Genomic DNA, 21343 nt, shown 5'->3' with positions numbered 1-21343 from the left:
GGCTGGACAACCCAGCAAGACAAACGGGGCCCGCAGGCCCCGTTTTGTAACAAGGCATTGCAGCCTTGTCATTGTTCCAGCTTTTTCAAGCTTATTTGAGTGCCTTGAAGCGCACGCGCTTGGGCTTGGCGCCTTCTTCACCGAGGCGCTTCTTCTTGTCGGCTTCGTACTCTTGGTAGTTGCCGTCGAAGAAGGTCCACTGGCTGTCGCCTTCGGCGGCCAGGATGTGGGTGGCGATGCGGTCCAGGAACCAGCGATCGTGGCTGATCACGAGGATGGTGCCGGCGAACTCGAGCAGCGCGTCTTCCAGCGCGCGCAGGGTTTCCACGTCCAAGTCGTTGGAGGGTTCGTCCAGCAGCAGCACGTTGCCGCCCGCGATCAGGGTCTTGGCCAGGTGCAAGCGACCGCGCTCACCGCCCGACAGCAGACCGACCTTCTTTTGCTGGTCGCCACCGTTGAAGTTGAAGCGACCGCAATATGCGCGGCTGGCCATCTGGAACTTGCCCACGGTCAGGATGTCGAGGCCGCCCGACACGTCTTCCCAGACGGTCTTGTCGTTGCCCAGTTCGTCACGGTTCTGGTCCACATAGGCCATCTTGACCGTGGAGCCCACCACCACTTCGCCCGAATCAGGTTGCTCGCGGCCGGCGATCATCTTGAACAGGGTCGACTTACCGGCGCCGTTGGGGCCGATGATGCCGACGATGGCACCCGCCGGGATGTTGAAGCTGAGGTCATCGATCAGCACGCGGTCACCGAAGGACTTGCTCACGCCCCGGAATTCGATCACCTGGCTGCCCAGGCGGTCAGCCACAGGAATGAAGATTTCCTGGGTTTCGTTGCGCTTTTGGTATTCGTAATCGCTCAATTCCTCGAAGCGGGCAATGCGGGCCTTGCTCTTGGCCTGGCGGCCCTTGGCGTTTTGGCGCACCCATTCCAATTCCTTCTTCAAGGCCTTGGCACGGGCTTCTTCGCCCTTTTGTTCGGACTCCAGGCGGGCACCCTTCTGGTCCAGCCAGGTGCTGTAGTTGCCCTTGTACGGAATGCCATGGCCCCGGTCGAGTTCCAGAATCCACTCGGCCGCGTTGTCCAGGAAGTAGCGATCGTGGGTGATGGCCACCACGGTGCCCGAGAAGCGGGCCAGGAATTGCTCCAGCCAGTCCACCGATTCGGCGTCCAAGTGGTTGGTGGGTTCGTCGAGCAGCAGCATGTCGGGCTTGGACAACAGCAGGCGGCACAGGGCCACACGGCGCTTTTCACCGCCCGACAGCTTGCCGATGATGGCGTCCCAGGCCGGCAGGCGCAGGGCGTCGGCGGCGATCTCGAGTTGGTGGTCAGACGCGTCGCCCGCGGTGGCGATGATGGCTTCGAGCTTGGCCTGCTCAGCGGCCAGGGCGTCGAAGTCAGCGTCTTCTTCGGCATACGCGGCGTACACCTCTTCGAGGCGCGCTTGGGCGGCCTTGATTTCGCCCATGCCGCTTTCGACCGACTCGCGCACGGTTTGCTCAGGGTCGAGCTGCGGCTCTTGCGGCAGGTACCCGATCTTCAGGCCAGCCATGGGAATGGCTTCGCCTTCGATTTCCTTGTCGATGCCAGCCATGATCTTGAGCAAGGTGGACTTGCCCGAGCCGTTCAAGCCCAGCACGCCGATCTTGGCGCCCGGGAAGAAGCTCAGCGAGATGTCCTTCAGGATCTGTCGCTTCGGCGGCACGATCTTGCCGACGCGGTTCATGGAAAAAACGTATTGGGCCATGTTCTACTTTGAATGAAAAAAAAGGCGATGCAGACCGTGATTATCGACTCATGCGACAATGATTGCCGTTGCGGTCTCCAGTAACTCGCAACATCAGCAATCTGCTGCGGGCCGGAAGGGCTTTTTTTCAAGCCTTTGTCCGACCTACCCTGAAGCTCATCTGCCTTGACTGGCCTGGTGCTCCAAGCACCCGGGACAGGCCGATACCCCAGTGCCCGGCAAGGGCACCACACCATGACTTTTGATGATCTGAACCTCGCTCCGGCGATTCTCAAAGCCGTTCGCGAACAAGGCTACGAAAACCCCACCCCGATTCAAGCGCAGGCCATTCCCGCCGTGCTCGAAGGCCACGACCTGTTGGCTGGCGCCCAAACCGGCACCGGCAAGACCGCCGCCTTCACCCTGCCCGTGCTGCACAAGCTCAGCATGAGCCGCAGCGCCACCAACCGCACCGGCGGCGTGGGCGTTCGCGCCCTGGTGCTGACCCCGACCCGTGAATTGGCCGCCCAGGTCGAAGAGTCGGTCCGTGACTACGGCAAGTACCTGCAACTGAGCTCGGCCGTCATCTTTGGCGGCGTGGGCATGAACCCGCAAATCGCCACCCTCAAGCGTGGCGTGGACATCCTGGTGGCCACACCGGGCCGCCTGCTGGACCTGCAACAGCAAGGCCACCTGGACCTGTCCAGCGTGCAGATCCTGATCCTGGACGAAGCCGACCGCATGCTGGACATGGGCTTCATCCACGACGTCAAGAAGGTGTTGGCCCTGGTGCCGCGCGAGAAGCAAAGCCTGCTGTTCTCGGCCACCTTCAGCGACGAAATCCGCGACCTGGCCAACACCCTGCTGAAGAACCCGCAGAGCATCCAGGTCACGCCGCGCAACACCACCGTGCAGCGCATCACCCAGGTGATCCACCCCGTGGGCCGTGGCAAGAAGAAGGCTTTGCTGACCCACATCATCCAGGAGCACAACTGGAGCCAGGTGCTGGTGTTCACGCGCACCAAGTTCGGTGCCAACAACGTCGCCGAGTACCTGACCAAGAATGGCATCAAGGCCATGGCCTTGCACGGCAACAAGAGCCAAAGCGCCCGCACCCAGGCCCTGCAGGGCTTCAAGACCGGTGACATCCGCGCCCTGGTGGCCACGGACATCGCCGCGCGCGGCATCGACATCGACGAGTTGCCCCACGTCGTCAACTACGAAATCCCCAACGTCAGCGAAGACTATGTGCACCGCATCGGCCGCACCGGCCGTGCCGGCGCCAGCGGTGAAGCGGTGAGCCTGGTCTGCCTGGACGAAGAAGGCTTCATGCAAGACATCGAGCGCTTCACCAAACAAACCATCGAAGTGCGCGTGATCGACGGTTTCGGCCCCGAAGCTGGTGAGCGCGCCGAACCCATCGCCATGGGTCGCCAGACCATCTGGGGGGGCGCTGGCAAGCCGCCCAGCCGCGAAGTCATGGCCGCAGCGGCCAAGGCAGCCCGCGCTGAAATGATGCAACGCATCCGCGACAACAAGGCCGGCAACGGTGGCCCGGCCGGCAACGGCGGTGGCAACGGTGGCGGTGGCGGCGGTCGTGGCGCCTCGCAAGGCAATGGTGGTGGTGGCGGCAATGGTGGCCGTGGTGGCCCAGCTCCGCGCAACAAGCCGGCCCGTGACGGCCAAGGCTTTGAGGGCGCCCACCGGGGTCAAGGTCCGCGTCCTGCACGCGGTCCGGGCCAAGGTGCTGGCAATGGCGGTGGATACGGTGGCGGCAATGGCGGTGGCAACCGCGGCCCGCGTTCGGGTGGTTTTGACCGCCAAGACAGCCAGGCCGGTGTGCGCCATGACGCCTCGGCCGCGCTGGCCACGCTGACCGGTCGTGCCGCGCCTGTGCGCAGCACCCCGGTGGGCCAACCAGACCCCATGCGCACCAGCGTGGACATGATGGCCGAACGCGGTCGCGGTGGCCGCGGCCGCAGCGGTGGCGGCGGCGGTGGTTATGGCGGCGGTGGCGGTGGTGGTGGCCGCTCCGGTGGTGGCGGCGGTGGCGGCTTTGGCGGCGGTGGCCGCTCGGGCGGCGGCGGTCGTTCCTTCGGGCGTTGAGCCCCCTGCCCTGACCCCTTGGCCGCCCTGCACGGGAGGCCAGCGCGGGTCAGGCGCTGTGCCTGCGCCTCAGTCGCGCAGGAACAGGGTCACCAGCGGTTCATCACCGACCTGGCGGCTCCAATGGCCATGCACGGCCGCATCGAAGGTGGCGCCCGCCGGCAAGGTGTCGGCCGAGTAGAAATGCTCGCCCGGGCCAAACACGCGCGAGACGCCGCCCTGCAAGCCAATCTCCATCTGCCCCTGCAAGATGAACACCCACTGCGGCTCGCCCGTGCAGTGGAATTCGCTGCGAAAGCCCACCGGGCTGTGGCGCAACTGGTAGCCCTGAGCCGCGGCAAACGGACTCAGCCGAGCCGCCGGTTTGCCCTCGGTCAGCGGCATGAGCTCCTCCCGAAAGCCAGCTCGGCCATCGGCGCCGGTGTAAAGCACCACGCGGGTGAAATGAGGGAATTCAGAAGTCATGCAAAGCACCCGTTAAAAAAACAAAAAAGCCGAAGAAGGCCCATCAAGTCAGGCGATTGTAGGAGGGCCGTGCACGGCCTGAGCCCCACTGGTGGGCACGGGCAGCTCAGGCCAACAGGCCGCCTCAGGTCTCGGCGCAGGCGCCGGCAAAGCTCAATTGCACCTTCATGGACTGGCCTTTGTCGGCCGCCAAAGCAAAGGCCTGGCTGGCCTGATCGGCTTGCAGCACATGCGAAATGACGGGGCGCCCGTCGATCAAGCCCTGACTCAGGAAGGCCACCGCCGTGGCGAACTCGGCATGGAAGCGGAAGGTGCCACGCAGCTCCAACTCCTTGGCGACCAGGGTGTTCAGCGGCAAGGCGGCGTCGCCGCCCAGGCCCACGCTGACGATCACGCCGCGCGGCGCCACCACCGCCAGCCCCGCCTGCAAGGCCCGCGCATTGCCCGAGGCCTCGAACATCACCCCAAACTGGCCCTTGTCGACCGCATAAGGCGCCAAGCCCTCGGTGTCGCTGGCCAGGTTGACCGTGGCGTCGGCCCCCATGGCGCGTGCGCAGGCCAAGGGGCCCTCCGCGATGTCCGCCGCCACAATGCGGGCCGCGCCCGCGCGGCGCAGACCGCCTATCAGCAAGCAGCCAATGGGGCCACAACCCGTGACCAGCACCTGCTGGCCCAGCACCGAGCCCGCGCGCGAGATCGCGTGCAAACCCACTGACAAGGGCTCGGCCAGCGCCGCCTCAGACAGCGACAGGCCCGCCCCCACCGGGTGGGCCTGCGCCGCCGAGATCACCAGCCAGTCCTGGAAGGCGCCCTGGATGTGGGGGAAGCGCATGGCGCTGCCGTAAAAACGCATGTCCAGGCAGTGGTTGTGCTGGCCCAGCTGACAGAAGCGGCACTGGCCACAAGGGCGCGAAGGTGAAATCGCCACCCGCTGGCCCAAGGTCAGGCCTTGTACGCCAGGGCCCAAGGCCGCGACCACGCCCGACACCTCATGGCCCAGCACCATGGGCTCTTGCAGGCGCACCGTGCCAAAGCCACCATGCTGGAAGTAGTGCAGGTCCGAGCCGCAAATGCCGCCATAGGCGACCTGCACCGCGACCTCACCGGGGCCGGGGGCGTCGGCGCTGCGCGCCTCGAGTCGCAAGTCATGGGGAGCATGGCAAACCAAAGCGCGCATGGTGGGGTCCTTGAAGCTTGAAAAAGGGGCTGACTCAGCCCAGGCGCAGGCCGGTATTGCCATCAAAGACATGGGCCTTGGGCGCTGAGATCGCCAGGTGCACCAGGTCGTCAGGCCGCACCTCGGTGCGGCCGTGCATGACCAGCACCACACGGGCGTCGCCCACCTGCAGCAGCAGCTCGGTCTCGGCCCCTGTGGGCTCGACCACCACCACGCGGGCCTGCACGCCCTGCTCGGCCAGGTGCATGTCGCCGGGGCGCACGCCGTAGTGCACGCGCTGGCCGGACTGGGCGCCCGCCACCGGGGCCACGGGCCAGCGCTGGCCCTCGGCCTCCACCCAGGCCTGGTCACCTTCTTGCTGCAAGGTACCGGCCAACACGTTCATGGCGGGCGAGCCAATGAACTGGGCAACGAACAGGTTGCGCGGCCGGTCAAACAAGTCCAGGGGCGTGCCGATCTGTTCGACCAGGCCATCGTGCATGACCACGATGCGGTCGGCCATGGTCATGGCCTCGATCTGGTCGTGGGTCACGTAGATGGTGGTGGTCTTGAGGCGCTGGTGCAGGGCCTTGATCTCGGCGCGCATGGCCACGCGCAGCTTGGCGTCAAGGTTGGACAGGGGCTCGTCGAACAAGAACACCTTGGGGTCGCGCACGATGGCGCGGCCCATGGCCACGCGCTGGCGCTGGCCGCCCGACAACTCGCGCGGGTAGCGGTGCAGCAAGCTGTCGAGGTTGAGGATGCGCGCCGCGTCCTGCACGCGCTGCGCGGTCAGGGCCGCGTCGGCCTTGCGCAGTTTGAGGCTGAAGGCCATGTTCTCGCCCACCGTCATGTGGGGGTACAGCGCGTAGCTTTGGAAGACCATGGCGATGTCGCGGTCCTTGGAGTCCAGCTCATTGACCACGCGACCGTCAATCAGCAGCTCGCCCGCGCTGATGGGCTCCAGGCCCGCCACCATGCGCAGCAAGGTGGACTTGCCACAGCCCGAAGGGCCCACCATGACCACAAACTCCCCATCGGCGATGTCAAAGGACACGCCCTGGATGATCTGAACCTTGCCGAAATACTTCTCGATGTTCTGGAGGGAAACTGCCGCCATGAATGCGTCCTCGTGCTTGCAAGTGGGGTGAAAGCTCAGCTCTTGACGGCGCCAGCCGTCAGGCCCGACACCATGTAGCGCTTGAAGGTGTAGTACACGGCCGCCGGGGGCAGCGCGTAGATCAGCCCCGTGGCCATCAGCAGCTCCCAGGGCGAGTCATCGGCCGACAGGAAGTTGCCCAGGGCCACGGCCAGGGTCAGGTCGCTGTCCTTGGACAGCAACAAGAAGGCGTAGAGGTACTCGTTCCAGGCCAGCAACAAGGCATAGGTGCCCACGGCCACCAGGGAGGGCACCATCAGCGGCAGGTACACCAGGCGGAACAGCTGCAAGGCGGTGGCGCCGTCCATTTTGGCGGCCTCGTCCAGCTCGTAGGGCAGCTTGTCCGAAGCCTGCTTGAGCACCCAGATGCAGTACGGCGAGGCAATCGTCACCATGGCCAGGATCAGCGACCACTGGTTGTTCAACAGCCCATAGTTGCCCATGGTCTTGTACATGGGCACGGCCAAGAAAGCCGCCGGGATGAAGTAGGTGAACAAGGCCAGGTTCATCACCAGGCGCCCACCACGCACGCGCAGCCGGCTGATGGCAAAGGCCGCGCAGGTGGACACCGCCAGCGTCAAAAAGCCCACGCTCAGCGCGATCACCACCGAGTTGCCGAGCTGCGCCCAAAAGTGGTCCAGGTAAAAGTGCTTTTGCTGGAACACGATGGCGAAGTTCTCCAGCGTGGGTTCCTTTGGCCAGAGCCGGCCCGAGGTGGCGGTGTCGCGCGGGGAAATGGCGAACAGCACCAGGTGGTAGACCGGGATCAAGGTCCACAGCAGCACGGGGATGCCGATCAGCAGCAGTTTGGCCTCGGTGGCCACGGCACGCATGGAGGGGCGCTTCATTTGGACAACCTCTTCATCATGAACCAGACCAGGGGCAGCACCAGGGGCAAGGCCACCACGATGGAGGCCATGGACAGGTCCACCTGGTCCAGGCGCAGGTAGCGGATGCCCAGCGTGGCCAGCACATGGGTCAGGTCGGCCGGGCCGCCGCCGGTGAGCAGGTAGACGCTGTTGAAGTCGCCCAGGGTCCAGATCATGGACAGGATGGTCGAGGTCAGGAACAGCGAGCGCATCGAGGGCCAGGTGATGTAGACGAACTTCTGCCAGCGGCTGGCCCCGTCCACCGCCGCAGCCTCGTACTGCTCCGCCGGAATGGCCAGGCGACCGGCCACCAGGATCAGGGTCCAGAAAGGCAGCGACTTCCAGATGTGCATCAGCATGGAAAAGCTCAGCGCCAGCGTGGGGTCGTTGAGCCAGTTGGGCCCGTCCAGGCCGGTGAGGCGGAAAATCAGGCTGTTGATCACCCCCCACTCGGGGTTGAGCATGAAGCGCACCGACAAAATGGTGGGAATGGAAGGCAAGGCCCAGGGCAGGATGAACAAGGCCGACAAGGCCTTGATCCACCAGCGCGACTGGATGAAAAAGCCCGACAGCACCAGGGCCACCACCATCTTGAGGTTGATGGCCACAATCAAAAAGATGACCGTGTTGACGGTGCTGCGGAAAAAAATCGGGTCTTCGAAGAGCTTGACGTAGCTCTGCGGGTGCCGCGCCAGCCACAGGCCATAGCCCACGGGGTAGAGCACGAACACGGCAAACACCAGCAGGTAGGGCAGGACCATGATCAGGCCCCAGCGGTCCCAGGAGGACTCGATGCGCCGCCCCACAGGGGGCGCGGCGCCACTGGTAGCGCTGTCAGTCAAGGTGGCAGGGGCGGAAGCAAGGTGGGTAGACATGAACTCAGACGCTGTCAGGCCGGCCCAGCCCCTGAGCGGGGCTGGGCAGCGGGTTGATGTCAATGGTCAGCACAGACCGAGGGCCGCAGCCGCTCAGCGCGCCACCGTCTTGATGCGCTCGATCATCTCGTCGACCGCCTTGTCCACGGGCACCTTCTCGCTCACGATGCGGTTCATGGCCTTGGCCCAGACGTTCTCGTTGTTGAGGATGGTGAATTTGTAGTTCTTGGTGAACTCAAACGTCACCGTGCCGGCCGCGTACTGGTTGAACACCGAGCGGCGGTGCTCGTCGGCCTGCCAGAAGGGGCGTGCCTGGGCGGCCTTGGTGACCGGGAACCAGCGGCCCAAGGAGCCTTCCACGTAAGGGGTGAGGTTTTCCTCTTGCATGAGGAAGTTCACAAAGTCCTTGGCGCGGGCCTTGTTCTTGGCCTGGCTGAAGATCACCCCGGTCTTGACCGCCGTGCGGTAAACCATCTTGCTGCCATCGGGCTTGGCTGGGAAGCCCGCGGTGCGGATCAGCTCGGTGTAGTTCTTCTTGGCCGTGGCGCGCTGCTCTTCCTTGAGCGTGGGGTTGTTCATGTCGTCCAGCCACTTCGCGGGCAGCGAAATGGTGGCGTTGTGCGTCATGACAATGGTCTTGTTGTGGAAGGCCACGTTGTTGTCCGGGTCCTTCCAGCTGGTTGAGGACGGCGGTGTGCAGCCCTTGAGGTAGGGCGTGGTGTAGTCCGTCATGGCGTTGATCAGGCCGGTGCGCACCGCCGGGTCGTCCACCAGCAACTTGCCGCTGTCATTGACCAGCTGCACGTTGTAGGCGTCCATGAAGGTCAGGAAGGAATAGAAGGCGTCGCTGGAGTCCACGCCCATGGGCATGCCGATGCCAAAGCTGCGGTTGCCACTGGCCTTGCGGTAGGCCGGCTGGACCTTCTCGCACCAGAAGCTCCAGTACTCCTTCCAGGTCTTGGGGATGTCCGCCTCTTTGAAACCCGCCTCGCCCAGCATGTCGACCCAGTACTCGATGTGCATGGTCTGCTGCTTGATCGGGAAGGCGTAGTAGGCCCGGGTCTTGGTGACGTCGTTGTACAGGAACGCGGTCTCGACCGTGTTGGGCGCAAAGCGCGAGCGGATCGGGTTGATCACGCTGCTGATGTCTTCCAGCTTGCCCTCATGCGCCCATTTGCCTGTGACCTGGAAGTCATACACATCCGAGTACGCCACATCAGGCGGGTTGCCCGAGTCCAGCGCCGACACGGTCTTGGGGATCATGTCCTGGATGGGGTACTGGGACAGGTCGACCTTGACGCCCTTGTACTTCTCTTCGAACTTCTTGATGGCGGCAAACAGCGCGTCATCTTCCGACTTGTAGAAACCCTTGACCCACCAGACGGTGAGCTTTTCCTGCGCGAAAGCCTGGCTGGACGCCAGCAGGCCCGCGGCCACCATGGCCGCCGTGAGCACCTTGTTGAACTTCATGGGCTTGTCTCCTGTTGTGAGGGGTGTGGAAGCTTGGAAAGATCAGGCGTCTCAGGCGCCCTTGAGTTGTGAGGCTGGCAAATTGAGTTGGGGCAGGCGTTGGCGCGAGCCCAGCACGTGCTCGATGTCGTCGCTGGCGCCGTGGATCAGGGTCAGGATGGCGCGTTCGGCCTCGTCGGGCTGGTGCGCGACCACCGCGTCCAGCACCGCGCGGTGCAAGGGCAAGGACAGCTTGGAGCCGTCCGGGCGCGAGGATGAAATTTCAAAACTGGTGCGCAGCAAGGCGTTCAAGGCCTTGCTCATCTGGGCCAGCATGCGGTTGTGGGCGGCGCGCAGCAGGCCTCGGTGAAAGGCCAGGTCGTGGGTGATGTAGTCACCGCCCAGGTCGACCGCGCGCTTCATCCCGGCATAGGCGGTTTCCAGCTCGGCCAGGTCTTCGGGGGTGGCACGCTCGGCGGCCAGGCGCACAGCGGCGGGCTCGACCACGCGGCGCAGGTCCTGCAGGTCGCGCAAAAAGTCAGGGGTCAGACCGGCACGCGACTGCCAGCCAATGACGTCGGGGTCAAACCAGTTCCACTCTTCGGCAGGCTGCACCCGGGTGCCCACCTTGGGGCCGGTGGTGATCAAGCCCTTGGCCACCAGGGACTTGATGGCCTCGCGCACGACCGTCCGGCTCACGCCCAGCGATTCGCACAGCACAGGCTCGGCCGGCAAGGACGCCCCCACGGCGTAGTGACCCGAAAGAATCGCTTCTCCCAGGTGGTCTACCGTGTTGCCATGGACGTTTTTGATCATGCTGGACGAGGTGCTCATTGTTATCATATGACGATTGAAAAGCCCAGAGCCTAGCGTAAACCCGGCTCGAAAAGCCCTTCAAACTCAGTGCAGCGCCGGGGTCCCTGCCCTGTCAGCGGCACTCCGGCACCGGGGTCGGCAAAGGCTGGCCGGCGGCATGGGCGCGCAAATTGGCCAAGGCCAAATCCGCCATGGCTTGGCGGGTCTGGCCCGTGGCACTGCCAATGTGCGGCGTCAGCACCACCTGGGGCAGGCTCCATAAGGCCTGGGGCACGTCAGGCTCGTTGGCAAACACATCCAAACCCGCGCCCGCGATCACCCCTTCTTGCAAGGCCTCCAGCAAGGCGTCCTGGTCGACCACCGAGCCGCGTGCCACATTGATCAGGTAGCCCTGTGGGCCCAGCGCTTGCAGCACTTCGGCGTTGATCAGGTGCCGGGTGGCCGCGCCCCCTGGGATGATCACGACCAGAAAATCCACCTCGGCCGCCAGCGCCGCTGGCGTGGGCAGGTAGCGGTACGGCAGGCCAGCGCGCGCGCTGCGTGCCGTGTAGGCCACCGACAAACCAAAGGCTTGGGCACGTTGGGCAATGGCCTGACCGATGCGGCCAATGCCCACCAGGCCCAGGCGCGAGCCCGAGAACTTGCGCGCCAAGGGCAAAGGCCCCTGCGCCCACTGGCCACTGCGCACAAACTGGTCGGCCTGCACCAAACGGCGCGACACGGACAGCATCAGCGCCAGGGCCAGGTCAGCCACGTCGTCGTTGAGCACATCGGGCGTGTGGCTGACGCGGATGCCCCGCTCCAGTGCCGCCGCCACGTCCACACCGTCGTAGCCCACGCCCATGATGGAGATCATCTCCAACGCCGGCAGGCTGGCGATCAGTTCACGGCTGACACGCGACTCGCCGCCGCCCACGATGGCGCGGATGCGCGGCGCGACCTCGGCCAGGCGGGCCGGATCGGTCTCATGCAGGCGCTCATGCACCACGAACTCACGCGACAAGGGTTGGGCCAACAGGGGCGACAGCTTGGCCACCGCCAGGACTTCATAAGCGCTCAATGGGATCTCTCCGTGCTCAAAGGCAATGACAAAGGGGCGGACTCAAGCCTTGATGCCCAGTTTGGCAATCAGCACCTTGAAGCCCTCGTGGTCGCGCTGCATGACGGCCCGGAAGGCGTCCGCGTCCGCGTAGGCAAAACCCAGGTTGAGCTTGTCCAGGGACTGGCGGAAGGCGGGCTCCTCGGCCGCTTTGGCCGTGGCGGTCTTGAGCACGGCCACCACCCCGGCCGGCGTGCCCTTGGCCACGGCCAGGCCGCGCCAGGCGCCAATGGCCAGATCGATCTGGCGCTCGCGCAGCGTGGGGACTTTGTCAAAGCCCTTGACGCGCTGCTCGGACATGGTGACCAGGGTCTTGAGCTTGCCGGCCGCGACATGGGCCGACACCTCGCCGGGGCTGACCGCCACCGCGTCGATGTGACCACCCAGCAGTGCCACCACGCCCGGGGCTGCGCCCTGGTAGGGCACATGGGTGAACTGGGTGCCGGTTTTGTCCTCCAGCGCGGCCGCGGCCAGGTGCCAGATCGAGCCATTGCCCGAGTTGCCAACCTTCATCTCACCGGGCTTTTGCTTGGCAGCGGCGAGGAATTCTTCGATGGTGTTCCAGGGCGCTTCGGCACGCACGGTGATGGCTGCCGGGTCAAAGTTCAGGCGGGCGATGGGCACAAAGTCCTCGAAGGTGAACTTGGCCAGGCCCAGGTGCGGCACGGTGGTCAACTCGACAATGACCATGCCCACTTTGTAGCCGTCGGGCTTGGCGGCCAGCACATCGCCCATGCCAATGGCGCCGCTGGCGCCCGGCTTGTTGTTCACCGTCATGGGCTGGGGCAGGTGCTTCTTCACCGCCTCCGAAAACGCCCGCGCCAGCACATCGGTGCCGCCACCGGCCGAGGCCGGCACCACGATCTCGATCGGGCGGTTGGGGTAGCCCGGCTCGGCCTGGGCCCAGTCGGTCAACAACAAGGCGGCGGTGCCGCTCAAGGCCAGGCGGCGGTTCAGGCCGGTCGGTGCAACAGGGCTCATTCGGGGTCTCCATCCCATGCCCGCTTCAGATCGAAGCGAGCGAGTTGTGATTGCTTTTCTACGCCAGAGACGGGGTGTTCTCGGTGGCGGCTCCAAAGGTATTACGATAATATGAATAAGAAAAAATGACAGCCCTATCGTTTTCCCTAGCCACCTCACCACGGAGACACCAGAATGACACTGCCCCGCAAGAAGCCCGAAGAACTTCGCAGCCAGCAATGGTTTGGACGCCAGGACCGGGACGGCTTTGCCTACCGCAGCTGGGTCAAGGGCAAGGGCGTGCCGCATGATCAATTCGATGGCCGCCCGGTGATTGGCATCTGCAACACCTTCAGCGAACTGACCCCCTGCAACAGCCACTTCCGCACCCTGGCCGAGCAGGTGAAGATCGGGGTGTACGAAGCGGGCGGCTTTCCACTGGAATTCCCGGTCATGTCCTTGGGCGAGACCCTGTTGCGCCCCACCGCCATGCTGTACCGCAATCTGGCCTCCATGGATGTGGAGGAAAGCATCCGCGGCAACCCCATCGACGGCGTGGTGCTGCTCATGGGCTGCGACAAGACCACGCCCTCGCTGCTGATGGGCGCCTCCAGCGTGGACCTGCCCACCATCGGTGTCAGTGGTGGCCCCATGCTGAACGGCAAATGGCGCGGCCAGGAACTGGGCTCTGGCACCGGCGTGTGGAGCATGAGCGAGCAAGTGCGCGCTGGCACCCTCAAGCTGGCTGACTTCTTTGAGGCCGAGAGCTGCATGCACCGCAGCCACGGCCACTGCATGACCATGGGCACGGCCAGCACCATGGCCAGCATGGTCGAGGCCCTGGGCATTGGCTTGCCCGGCAACGCGGCCTACCCGGCCGTGGACGGCCGGCGCAATGTGCTGGCCCGCAACGCAGGGCGGCGCATTGTCGAGATGGTGCACAGCGACCAGACCATTTCGCAGGTGCTGACCATGGAGGCGTTTGAGAACGCCATCCGCACCCTGGCTGCGATCGGCGGCTCGACCAATGCCGTGATCCACCTGATCGCCATCGCGGGACGCCTGGGCCTGAAACTCACCGTGGACGACTTTGAGCGCCTGGGCAGCGACCTGCCCTGCATCCTGAACCTGCAGCCCTCGGGCGAGCACCTGATGGAAGACTTCTGCTACGCCGGCGGTCTGCCCGTGGTGATGAAGGAAATCCAGCACCTGCTGCACCGCGACATCATCACCGTGAGCGGGCGCAGCGTGGGCGACAACATCGCTGACGCCCAAAACCACGACCCGCGCGTGATCAAGACCGTGGCTGAGCCCTTCAAAGAGAAGGCCGGCATCGCCATCCTGCGCGGCAACCTGGCCCCGCGCGGCGCCGTCATCAAGCCCAGCGCCGCCACCCCCGCGCTGATGGTGCACACCGGCCGCGCTGTGGTGTTTGAGAACAGCGACGACTTCCACGCCCGCATTGACGACGAGAACCTCGACGTCGACGAACACTGCATCCTGGTGCTGAAGAACTGCGGCCCCAAGGGCTACCCCGGCATGGCTGAAGTGGGCAACATGCCGCTGCCGCCCAAGGTGCTGCGCAAAGGCATCACCGACATGGTGCGCATCAGCGACGCGCGCATGAGCGGCACGGCCTATGGCACGGTGGTGCTGCACACCACGCCCGAGGCTGCGGCGGGCGGCCCGCTGGCCATCGTGCAAAACGGGGACCTGATCGAGCTCAACGTGCCCGAGCGGCGCCTGCAACTGCGGATCAGTGACGAGGAACTGCAGCGCCGTTTGAGCGGCTGGACCGCGCCGCCCCCGCCCCTGAACTCGGGCTACTGGAAGCTCTACGTCGACCATGTGCTGCAAGCCGACGAAGGGGTGGACCTGGATTTCCTGGTGGGCAAGCGCGGCTCCTTCGTGCCCAAGGACAACCACTGAGCGCCACCGACCCACCGGGCCGGGCAGCCCCCTCCCATGAGGCCCTGTGGCCAGGACCCGCGACCATGACCGATACCGCCACCGCCACGCCCCCCTTGATCGCGATCGACTGGGGCACCACGTCCCTGCGCGGGGCCTTGCTCGGCCCTGAAGGACAGGTGCTGGAAGAACGCCAAGCTGCCCAAGGCATTCTGCAAGTGCCCGCAGGCGGCTTTGCCACGGTGTTTGAACAGCACTTCGGCGACTGGGCACGCCGCCCTGGCAGCCTGACCCTGATCAGTGGCATGGCCGGCAGCCGCCAGGGCTGGCTGGAAGCCCCTTACTGCGCCTGCCCGGCGGGTTTTGCCCAACTGGCCCAAGGCCTGGCCTGGCTGCCTGGTTTGCCTTGGCGGGTGGGCATCGTGCCGGGGGTGAGCACCGAAGCCCAACAGGTGCCCGACGTGATGCGCGGGGAAGAGGTGCAGATCTTCGGCGCCTTGCAGCTGGCCAAGCTGCACAGCGCGACCTTGGTGCTGCCCGGCACGCACAGCAAATGGGCCACGGTGCAGGACGGCCAGATCACGGGCTTCAGCACCTGGATGACGGGTGAGGTCTACGCCCTGCTGAGCCAGCACTCCATCCTGGCGCGCAGCCTGCCCCCCGACGCGGTGTTTGACGAGTTGGCCTTCGAGCGCGGCGTGCAGCAGGCCCAACAAGGTCCCAGCCTGCTGCACACCGCCTTTGGCACCCGCACGCTGCAGCTGATGGGCCGCATGCCAGATGACGCGCTGGCCAGCTACCTGTCCGGCCTGGTGATTGGCGAAGAACTGCGTGGCCAAGCCTTCAGCACGTCCGCCTCGGACACGCCCCTGTTGCTGATCGGATCCCCCAGCCTGACCCAGCGCTACGCGCAGGCCCTGGCCCTGTTGGGTCGGAGCAGCCGGCGCTGGGGCTCGGAAGCCACCTGGGCCGGCCTGTGGGCGCTGTCGCGCCAATGGCCAAGCCCCTGAAGCCCTCTCCCTCGAACCCCTTGCCCCGACACCCCAAGACCATGAGCACCGCCCTCACCCAGCCCGCCACCCCACTCCAAGCCCAGCTCCAACGCCTGCCCCTGGTCGCCATCCTGCGCGGGCTGACACCGGCCGAAGCCCCGGCCATTGGCCAGGCCTTGACCAAGCACGGCTTTGGCCTGATCGAGGTGCCGCTCAACTCACCCCAGCCGCTGGACAGCATTGCCTTGCTGCGCGCGCAATGCCCCCAGGCCCTGGTGGGCGCCGGCACGGTGCTGAGCGTGCAGCAGGTGCGCGATCTTCACGCAGCCGGAGGCCAACTGGTGGTGTCGCCCAACTTCGACCCTGCCGTGGTCGCGGAAGCGCTGCGCCTGGGCCTGGCCTGCCTGCCCGGCGTGGCGACGCCCAGCGAGGCCTTTGCCGCCTTGGCAGCGGGCGCCCATGGCTTGAAACTGTTCCCTGCCGAGATGCTGCCGCCCACCGTGGTCAAGGCCCTGCGTGCGGTGCTGCCCAAGGAGATCCCGGTGCTGCCCGTGGGGGGTATCACGCCGGCCAACATGGCCGCCTACCGTGCGGCCGGGGCCAGCGGCTTTGGCATTGGTTCGGCCCTGTACGCGCCCGGCAAATCAGCCCAGGCGGTGGGCGATGCCGCCCAGGCCTTTGCCAGTGCCTGGGCTGGTAGCATGACCGCATGACATCTGCCCCCTCCCCCATTTCGTTCGGCCTGCAAGGCCGCGTGGCCATCGTCACCGGTGGCTCCCAAGGCATTGGCGAAGCCTGTGTGCGCCGCTTTGTGCGCGAAAACGCCCAGGTCGTGATCGCCGACGTGGCCGACGCCCGAGGCCAAGCCCTGGCGGCCGAAACCGGTGCCCTGTACGTGCACTGCGACGTGGGCGACAAGGCCCAGGTTGACGCTCTGGTGGCCCAGACCGTGCAGGCCTTTGGCCGCATCGACATCCTGGTCAACAACGCGGGCATCTTCAAGGCCGCGGATTTTCTGGAAGTCAGCGAAGCGGACTTCGATGCCGTGCTGCGCGTCAACCTCAAGGGCGCCTTCCTGGTCGGCCAGGCCGTGGCCCGTGAGATGGTGCGCGCCGCGGCCGATCAGCCAGAGGACAGCGGCCGCAGCCGGGGTACCATCGTCAACATGAGTTCGGTCAACGGCGTGCTGACCATTCCCACCATTGCCAGCTACAACGTCAGCAAGGGCGGCATCAACCAGCTGACCCGGGTGATGGCCCTGGCCCTGGCCGACCATGGCATCCGCGTCAACGCGGTGGCCCCAGGCACGATCGCCACCGAACTCGCCGCCCAGGCGGTGTTGACCAGCGAAGAGTCGCGCCAGCGCATCATGAGCCGCACGCCCATGAAGCGCCTGGGCACGCCCGAAGAAATGGCCGATGTGGTGGCCTGGCTGGCCAGCGACGCGTCCAGCTACGTGACGGGTGAGATCGTGGTGGCCGACGGCGGTCGCATGACGCTCAATTACACCGTGTCCACCTGAGCGAAGGCCGCCAAGTCAGGCGGTCTTGGCGCCCCCGCCAGGCTCAGGCAGGCGCCACATCCTGGCTCGCCACGCCCTCGTCCGAACCGCTGGCTTCGGCCTCGAACTTGAGCATGCTGTCGTCAATCAAGGCATGCAAGGCCAGCACCGTGGATTCGCCCAGCAAGGCATTCAAGCCCAGTTGGGCTTTGCGCCAGCGCCGCTGCGCCTCCTGGCGCTTGGCATGGCCCGCCTCGGTGATGTGCACCAGGCGGCTGCGCCCGTTTTGACCAGGCCCCAGCAAGACCCAGCCGGCATCCACCAAGGGCCGCAGGTTGCGCGTCAACGTGGACGCGTCCATGGCCATGGTGCGCGCCAGGTCCGAGGGCTGGATGGGACCGAGCCGGTCCACACAACTCAGCAGCGAGTACTGCGTGGTTTTCAAACCCGCCTGGCTCAGCTCCGCGTCGTAATGCTGGGCCACCTGGCGCATCAAGCGACGCAGCTTGAAGTTGGTGCAGCCTTGCGGCTTGGCTGTCGCCGGTTGGACATCAGAACGGGGGACTGTGCTGGTCATCGCTCAATTGTAGCTGCAATAATTGCCCACACATTCATCAAGCAACGCCCATGACCCAGACCACTGCAACCCTCTCCCCCAGCGCGGCCCCCCGTGCCTCTGACCTGGAGCGCTGGCTGGCCGAAGAAGCCGCCGTCCATGAACGCTTGGGCCAAGGCGTCGGTCCCGGTGTGGCCACCCGCGCGCAAATTGGCCAGAAAAACGGCCTGGAGATGATGCAGGCCATGCTGCGCGGCGAACTGCCCTACGCGCCCATCGCCCAAACGCTGGACTTTTCGCTGATCGACATCGGTGAGGGCCTGGCCGTGTTCCAGGGTCGGCCCGGCCCGCAGCACTTCAACCCCATGGGCACGGTGCATGGCGGCTGGTTCGCCACCTTGCTGGACTCGGCCCTGGGCTGCGCCATCCACACCCGCATGTTGCCGGGCCGGGGCTACACCACGGCCGAGCTGGGCATCAACCTGGTCAAGGCCATCACACCCAAGGTGCAGCGGGTGCGCGCCATCGGCCAGGTCATCCACTGTGGGCGCCAACTGGCCACGGCCGAGGCGCGCCTGGTGGGCCCCGACGGCACGCTCTACGCCCATGCCACCACGACTTGCCTGGTGTTTGACCTGCCCGCCGGTTGACCTGCGCCCCAAGCCGCAAAATAGCGTTTTCGATTTTTGACACCCCACGGACACGACATGCGCCTTTTGCACACCATGCTTCGCGTTGGCAACCTCCAACGCTCCATCGACTTCTACACCCAGGTGCTGGGCATGCAACTGCTGCGCACCTCGGAGAACACCGAGTACAAGTACTCGCTGGCCTTTTTGGGCTACGGCAAGAACCCCGAGCACGCCGAGTTGGAGCTGACCTACAACTGGGGGGTGGAGAGTTACGAACTGGGTACCGCCTACGGCCACATCGCCTTGGGCGTGCCCGACGCCGCTGCGGCCTGCGCCAAGATCAAGGCCGCCGGTGGCAACGTGACCCGCGAAGCCGGCCCGGTCAAGGGCGGCAGCACGGTGATCGCTTTCGTCACGGACCCTGATGGCTACAAGATTGAGCTGATCCAGCGCGCTGAACACGAAGAAGGCAAAGGCCTGCGCTGATTCAGCGCCAGCGGCCCACCCAGCCCGCCATGAAAAACCCGCCCCAGGCCAAGCCCGGGGCGGGTTTTTTGTGCGGGTCGCCACCGCCCCCGGCGGGGCCGAAGTCCGGATTCAGGCGCGCTTCAACTGGCTGGCTTCACGCGCCAGCGCTTCGATGCGGGCCCAGTCACCTGCGGCCACGGCATCGGCGGGGGTCAGCCAGGAGCCGCCCACGCAAGCCACATTGGGCAAGGCCAGGAAGTCCGCCGCATTGCCTGGGCTGACGCCGCCCGTGGGGCAGAAGCGGATGTCACCAAACGGGCCATGCCAGGCCTTGAGCATGGCGGTGCCGCCCGCTTGCAGGGCCGGGAAAAACTTCAACTCGCTCAGGCCGTCTTCCATCGCGGCCATGATTTCGCTGCCAGTGGCCACGCCGGGCAGCAAAGGCAACTTCAAGTCACGGCAGGCCTGGCCCAAGGCGGCGGTGTAGCCCGGGCTGACACCAAAGCGGGCACCGGCGTTCAGGGCCGCCTGGGCGTCGGCGGCACTGCGCAGCGTGCCGGCGCCGGCCACGGCATCGGGCACCTCGCGGGCGATCGCCTCGATGCAGGCCAGGGCCTGGGGCGTGCGCAGCGTCACTTCCAGCATGCGGATGCCACCCGCCACCAGGGCGCGGGCCAAGGGCACGGCATGGGCCACATCGTGCAGCACGATGACGGGAATCACAGGCGCGTCCAGCATCACATCGATGGCACGCAAAACGGTGGGCAGGGGTTTCACAGCCATGTGCAGGCTCCTTCTTCAGCGGTCAGGGCATGGCGACGCATGCCGGTAAACAGTTCGCGGCCGCAGCCTGCCGCGTTGGCGGCCTGCAGCTCGGGGGACATCTGGGCCAGCGGGCGCGCGGCCCACTCGGCGGCGTCGACCAGCACCTCCAGGGTGCCAGCCACGGCGTCGATGCGCACGATATCACCGTCTTGTACCTTGGCCAGCGGGCCACCCGCCAGGGCTTCGGGCGAGACGTGGATGGCCGCGGGCACCTTGCCCGAAGCACCGCTCATGCGGCCATCGGTCACCAAGGCCACCTTGTAGCCCTTGCCCTGCAGCACCGCCAGGGGCGGGGTGAGCTTGTGCAGCTCGGGCATGCCATTGGCGCGCGGACCTTGCCAGCGCACGATGCACACCACGTCGCGGTCCAGCTCGCCGGCCTTGAAGGCGGCTTGCAAGCCTTCCTGCGAGTCAAACACCCGGGCCGGCGCCTGCACCACATGGCGGTCTTCAGGCACGGCCGAGACCTTGATGACGCTGCGGCCCAGCGGGCCCTTGAGCAGCTTGAGGCCCCCCGTGGCACTGAAGGGCTGGCTGGCCGGACGCACCACGTTGAGGTCGCCGCTCTCGCCACTGTCTTGCCAGCTCAGCGTGGTGCCGTCGGCGGCCGCCACCGGGATGCGGGTGTACTCGCGCAGACCGGCGCTGCGCACGGTCAGCACGTCTTCATGCATCAGCCCGGCATCCAGCAGTTCGCGGATCACAAAGCCGGGGCCGCCTGCGGCCTGGAACTGGTTCACGTCGGCGCTGCCGTTGGGGTAGACACGGGTCAGCAAGGGCACCACATCGGACAGGGCCGAAAAATCATCCCAGTCGATCACAATGCCCGCGGCACGGGCCACGGCCACCCAATGGATCAGGTGGTTGGTGGACCCCCCGGTGGCCAGCAAGGCCACCATGGCGTTGACGATGCAGCGCTCATCCACCACCTGGCCAATGGGGGCATAGCGGCGCGCGCGGGTGATGTCCAGCACGGTTCGCGTGGCTTCGCGGGTGAGTTCCGCGCGCAGGGTCTGGCCCGGGTTGACGAAGGCCGTGCCGGGCACATGCAGGCCCATGGCTTCGAGCAGCATCTGGTTGCTGTTGGCCGTGCCGTAAAAAGTGCAGGTGCCTTCGCCGTGGTAGGCCTTGATCTCGGCCTCCAGCAAGGCATCACGCCCGACCAGGCCCTGGGCCGCCTGTTCGCGCACCTTGGCCTTGTCGCCATTGGACAGGCCCGAAGTCATGGGGCCGGCCGGCACAAACACCGTGGGCAGGTGGCCGAACTGCAGCGCGCCAATCAGCAGGCCCGGCACGATCTTGTCGCACACGCCCAGCATCAAGGTGGCGTCGAACATGTCATGGCTCAGGGCCACGGCCGTGGCCATGGCGATCACATCGCGGCTGAACAGGCTCAGCTCCATGCCCTCGGTGCCCTGGGTCACGCCGTCGCACATGGCGGGCACGCCCCCCGCCACCTGGGCCGTGGCGCCCAGGCGGCGCGCTTCGGTCTTGATCAGGTCGGGGTAGTGCTGGAACGGCGCATGGGCCGACAGCATGTCGTTGTAGGCGGTGACGATGCCGATGTTGGGCGCCTTCTCGGCCACGATGCGAAAGCGGTCGTCGCTGGGCACGCCCGCAAAAGCATGGGCCACGTTGGCGCAGCCCATGCGGTCCGGGCCCCGGGTGCGGCGGGCCGCTTGATCGATTTGCTGAAGGTAAGCGCTGCGGGTGGGGCCGCTGCGTTCGCGAATGCGGCGGGTCACCGCGTCAACCGTGGGGTGGAGTGTCATGTG

At 65.9% G+C, this 21343-nt stretch carries 20 protein-coding genes; 7 read left to right on the top strand and 13 right to left on the bottom strand.

The features are described from left to right. Positions 1-91 precede the first annotated feature (91 nt). Positions 92-1753 (bottom strand): energy-dependent translational throttle protein EttA, encoded by a 1662-nt coding sequence (ettA, locus tag PSQ39_RS08595; RefSeq protein WP_273926323.1) that lies wholly within the window; start codon positions 1751-1753, stop codon positions 92-94. Between the two features lie 234 nt (positions 1754-1987). On the opposite strand from ettA, the gene PSQ39_RS08590 reads away from it, so the two are divergent. Continuing rightward, positions 1988-3838: a DEAD/DEAH box helicase gene (locus PSQ39_RS08590; protein ID WP_273926322.1), complete on the top strand. Its 1851-nt coding sequence runs from the start codon at positions 1988-1990 to the stop codon at positions 3836-3838. 69 nt (positions 3839-3907) lie between these two features. Here PSQ39_RS08590 and PSQ39_RS08585 read toward each other — a convergent pair whose 3' ends face one another. The 9 genes from PSQ39_RS08585 to PSQ39_RS08545 all read right to left on the bottom strand — a co-directional run bounded on the left by PSQ39_RS08585 (position 3908) and on the right by PSQ39_RS08545 (position 12707). After that, positions 3908-4303, bottom strand: coding sequence for a cupin domain-containing protein (locus tag PSQ39_RS08585; RefSeq protein ID WP_273926321.1), 396 nt, complete (start codon positions 4301-4303; stop codon positions 3908-3910). Between the two features lie 124 nt (positions 4304-4427). Next, a complete protein-coding gene (locus PSQ39_RS08580) occupies positions 4428-5480 on the bottom strand; it encodes an L-idonate 5-dehydrogenase (protein ID WP_273926320.1) in 1053 nt (350 codons plus the stop codon). 34 nt (positions 5481-5514) lie between these two features. After that, entirely contained in the window at positions 5515-6579 is a 1065-nt protein-coding gene (locus tag PSQ39_RS08575) for an ABC transporter ATP-binding protein (protein ID WP_273926319.1), read from the bottom strand. A 35-nt stretch (positions 6580-6614) separates the two neighbouring features. Then, positions 6615-7466: a carbohydrate ABC transporter permease gene (locus PSQ39_RS08570; protein ID WP_273926318.1), complete on the bottom strand. Its 852-nt coding sequence runs from the start codon at positions 7464-7466 to the stop codon at positions 6615-6617. Then, positions 7463-8362: a carbohydrate ABC transporter permease gene (locus PSQ39_RS08565; protein ID WP_273926317.1), complete on the bottom strand. Its 900-nt coding sequence runs from the start codon at positions 8360-8362 to the stop codon at positions 7463-7465. Before PSQ39_RS08565 ends, PSQ39_RS08570 begins: the two co-directional genes overlap by 4 nt. 93 nt (positions 8363-8455) lie before the next feature. Next, positions 8456-9832 (bottom strand): ABC transporter substrate-binding protein, encoded by a 1377-nt coding sequence (locus PSQ39_RS08560; RefSeq protein WP_273926316.1) that lies wholly within the window; start codon positions 9830-9832, stop codon positions 8456-8458. A 51-nt stretch (positions 9833-9883) separates the two neighbouring features. Beyond that, positions 9884-10627 carry a FadR/GntR family transcriptional regulator gene (locus PSQ39_RS08555; RefSeq protein ID WP_273926375.1) on the bottom strand — a complete coding sequence of 248 codons (744 nt, stop codon included), beginning with the start codon at positions 10625-10627 and terminating at the stop codon, positions 9884-9886. Positions 10628-10739: 112 nt separating this feature from the next. Continuing rightward, on the bottom strand, positions 10740-11687 hold the full coding sequence (locus PSQ39_RS08550) for a 2-hydroxyacid dehydrogenase (protein ID WP_273926315.1): 948 nt from the start codon (positions 11685-11687) through the stop codon (positions 10740-10742). A 42-nt stretch (positions 11688-11729) separates the two neighbouring features. After that, a complete protein-coding gene (locus tag PSQ39_RS08545) occupies positions 11730-12707 on the bottom strand; it encodes a Bug family tripartite tricarboxylate transporter substrate binding protein (protein ID WP_273926314.1) in 978 nt (325 codons plus the stop codon). Positions 12708-12881: 174 nt separating this feature from the next. Here PSQ39_RS08545 and PSQ39_RS08540 point away from each other — a divergent pair, with 174 nt between their 5' ends. From PSQ39_RS08540 to PSQ39_RS08525, 4 genes are all read left to right on the top strand, one after another. Next, positions 12882-14615: an IlvD/Edd family dehydratase gene (locus PSQ39_RS08540; protein WP_273926313.1), complete on the top strand. Its 1734-nt coding sequence runs from the start codon at positions 12882-12884 to the stop codon at positions 14613-14615. 65 nt (positions 14616-14680) lie between these two features. Next, positions 14681-15604: a 2-dehydro-3-deoxygalactonokinase gene (locus PSQ39_RS08535; RefSeq protein ID WP_273926312.1), complete on the top strand. Its 924-nt coding sequence runs from the start codon at positions 14681-14683 to the stop codon at positions 15602-15604. Between the two features lie 41 nt (positions 15605-15645). Further along, positions 15646-16299 carry a 2-dehydro-3-deoxy-6-phosphogalactonate aldolase gene (locus tag PSQ39_RS08530; RefSeq protein ID WP_273926311.1) on the top strand — a complete coding sequence of 218 codons (654 nt, stop codon included), beginning with the start codon at positions 15646-15648 and terminating at the stop codon, positions 16297-16299. Further along, positions 16296-17108 carry an SDR family NAD(P)-dependent oxidoreductase gene (locus tag PSQ39_RS08525; protein WP_273926310.1) on the top strand — a complete coding sequence of 271 codons (813 nt, stop codon included), beginning with the start codon at positions 16296-16298 and terminating at the stop codon, positions 17106-17108. The genes PSQ39_RS08530 and PSQ39_RS08525 overlap by 4 nt, the downstream gene beginning before the upstream one ends. 43 nt (positions 17109-17151) lie before the next feature. Here PSQ39_RS08525 and PSQ39_RS08520 read toward each other — a convergent pair whose 3' ends face one another. Next, the gene (locus tag PSQ39_RS08520; protein WP_273926309.1) at positions 17152-17664 is read right to left on the bottom strand and encodes a MarR family winged helix-turn-helix transcriptional regulator; all 513 of its coding nucleotides are present in this window, start codon (positions 17662-17664) and stop codon (positions 17152-17154) included. A gap of 50 nt (positions 17665-17714) precedes the next feature. Between PSQ39_RS08520 and PSQ39_RS08515 the strand changes: the two genes are divergently transcribed. Next, positions 17715-18293, top strand: coding sequence for a PaaI family thioesterase (locus PSQ39_RS08515; protein ID WP_273926308.1), 579 nt, complete (start codon positions 17715-17717; stop codon positions 18291-18293). 57 nt (positions 18294-18350) lie between these two features. After that, the gene (gene gloA, locus PSQ39_RS08510; RefSeq protein ID WP_273926307.1) at positions 18351-18761 is read left to right on the top strand and encodes a lactoylglutathione lyase; all 411 of its coding nucleotides are present in this window, start codon (positions 18351-18353) and stop codon (positions 18759-18761) included. Between the two features lie 111 nt (positions 18762-18872). On the opposite strand, the gene eda is transcribed toward gloA, so the two are convergent. Both eda and edd read right to left on the bottom strand, forming a co-directional pair. Next, entirely contained in the window at positions 18873-19526 is a 654-nt protein-coding gene (gene eda, locus PSQ39_RS08505) for a bifunctional 4-hydroxy-2-oxoglutarate aldolase/2-dehydro-3-deoxy-phosphogluconate aldolase (protein ID WP_273926306.1), read from the bottom strand. Continuing rightward, on the bottom strand, positions 19517-21340 hold the full coding sequence (edd, locus tag PSQ39_RS08500) for a phosphogluconate dehydratase (protein WP_273926305.1): 1824 nt from the start codon (positions 21338-21340) through the stop codon (positions 19517-19519). Before edd ends, eda begins: the two co-directional genes overlap by 10 nt. Between the last annotated feature and the right edge of the window lie 3 nt (positions 21341-21343).

The sequence above is a fragment of the Curvibacter microcysteis genome (assembly GCF_028649455.1).
Taxonomy (GTDB): domain Bacteria; phylum Pseudomonadota; class Gammaproteobacteria; order Burkholderiales; family Burkholderiaceae_C; genus Curvibacter; species Curvibacter microcysteis.
The sequence above is the reverse complement of the archived record's forward strand: the minus strand, read 5'-3'. Positions and strand labels throughout refer to the sequence as shown.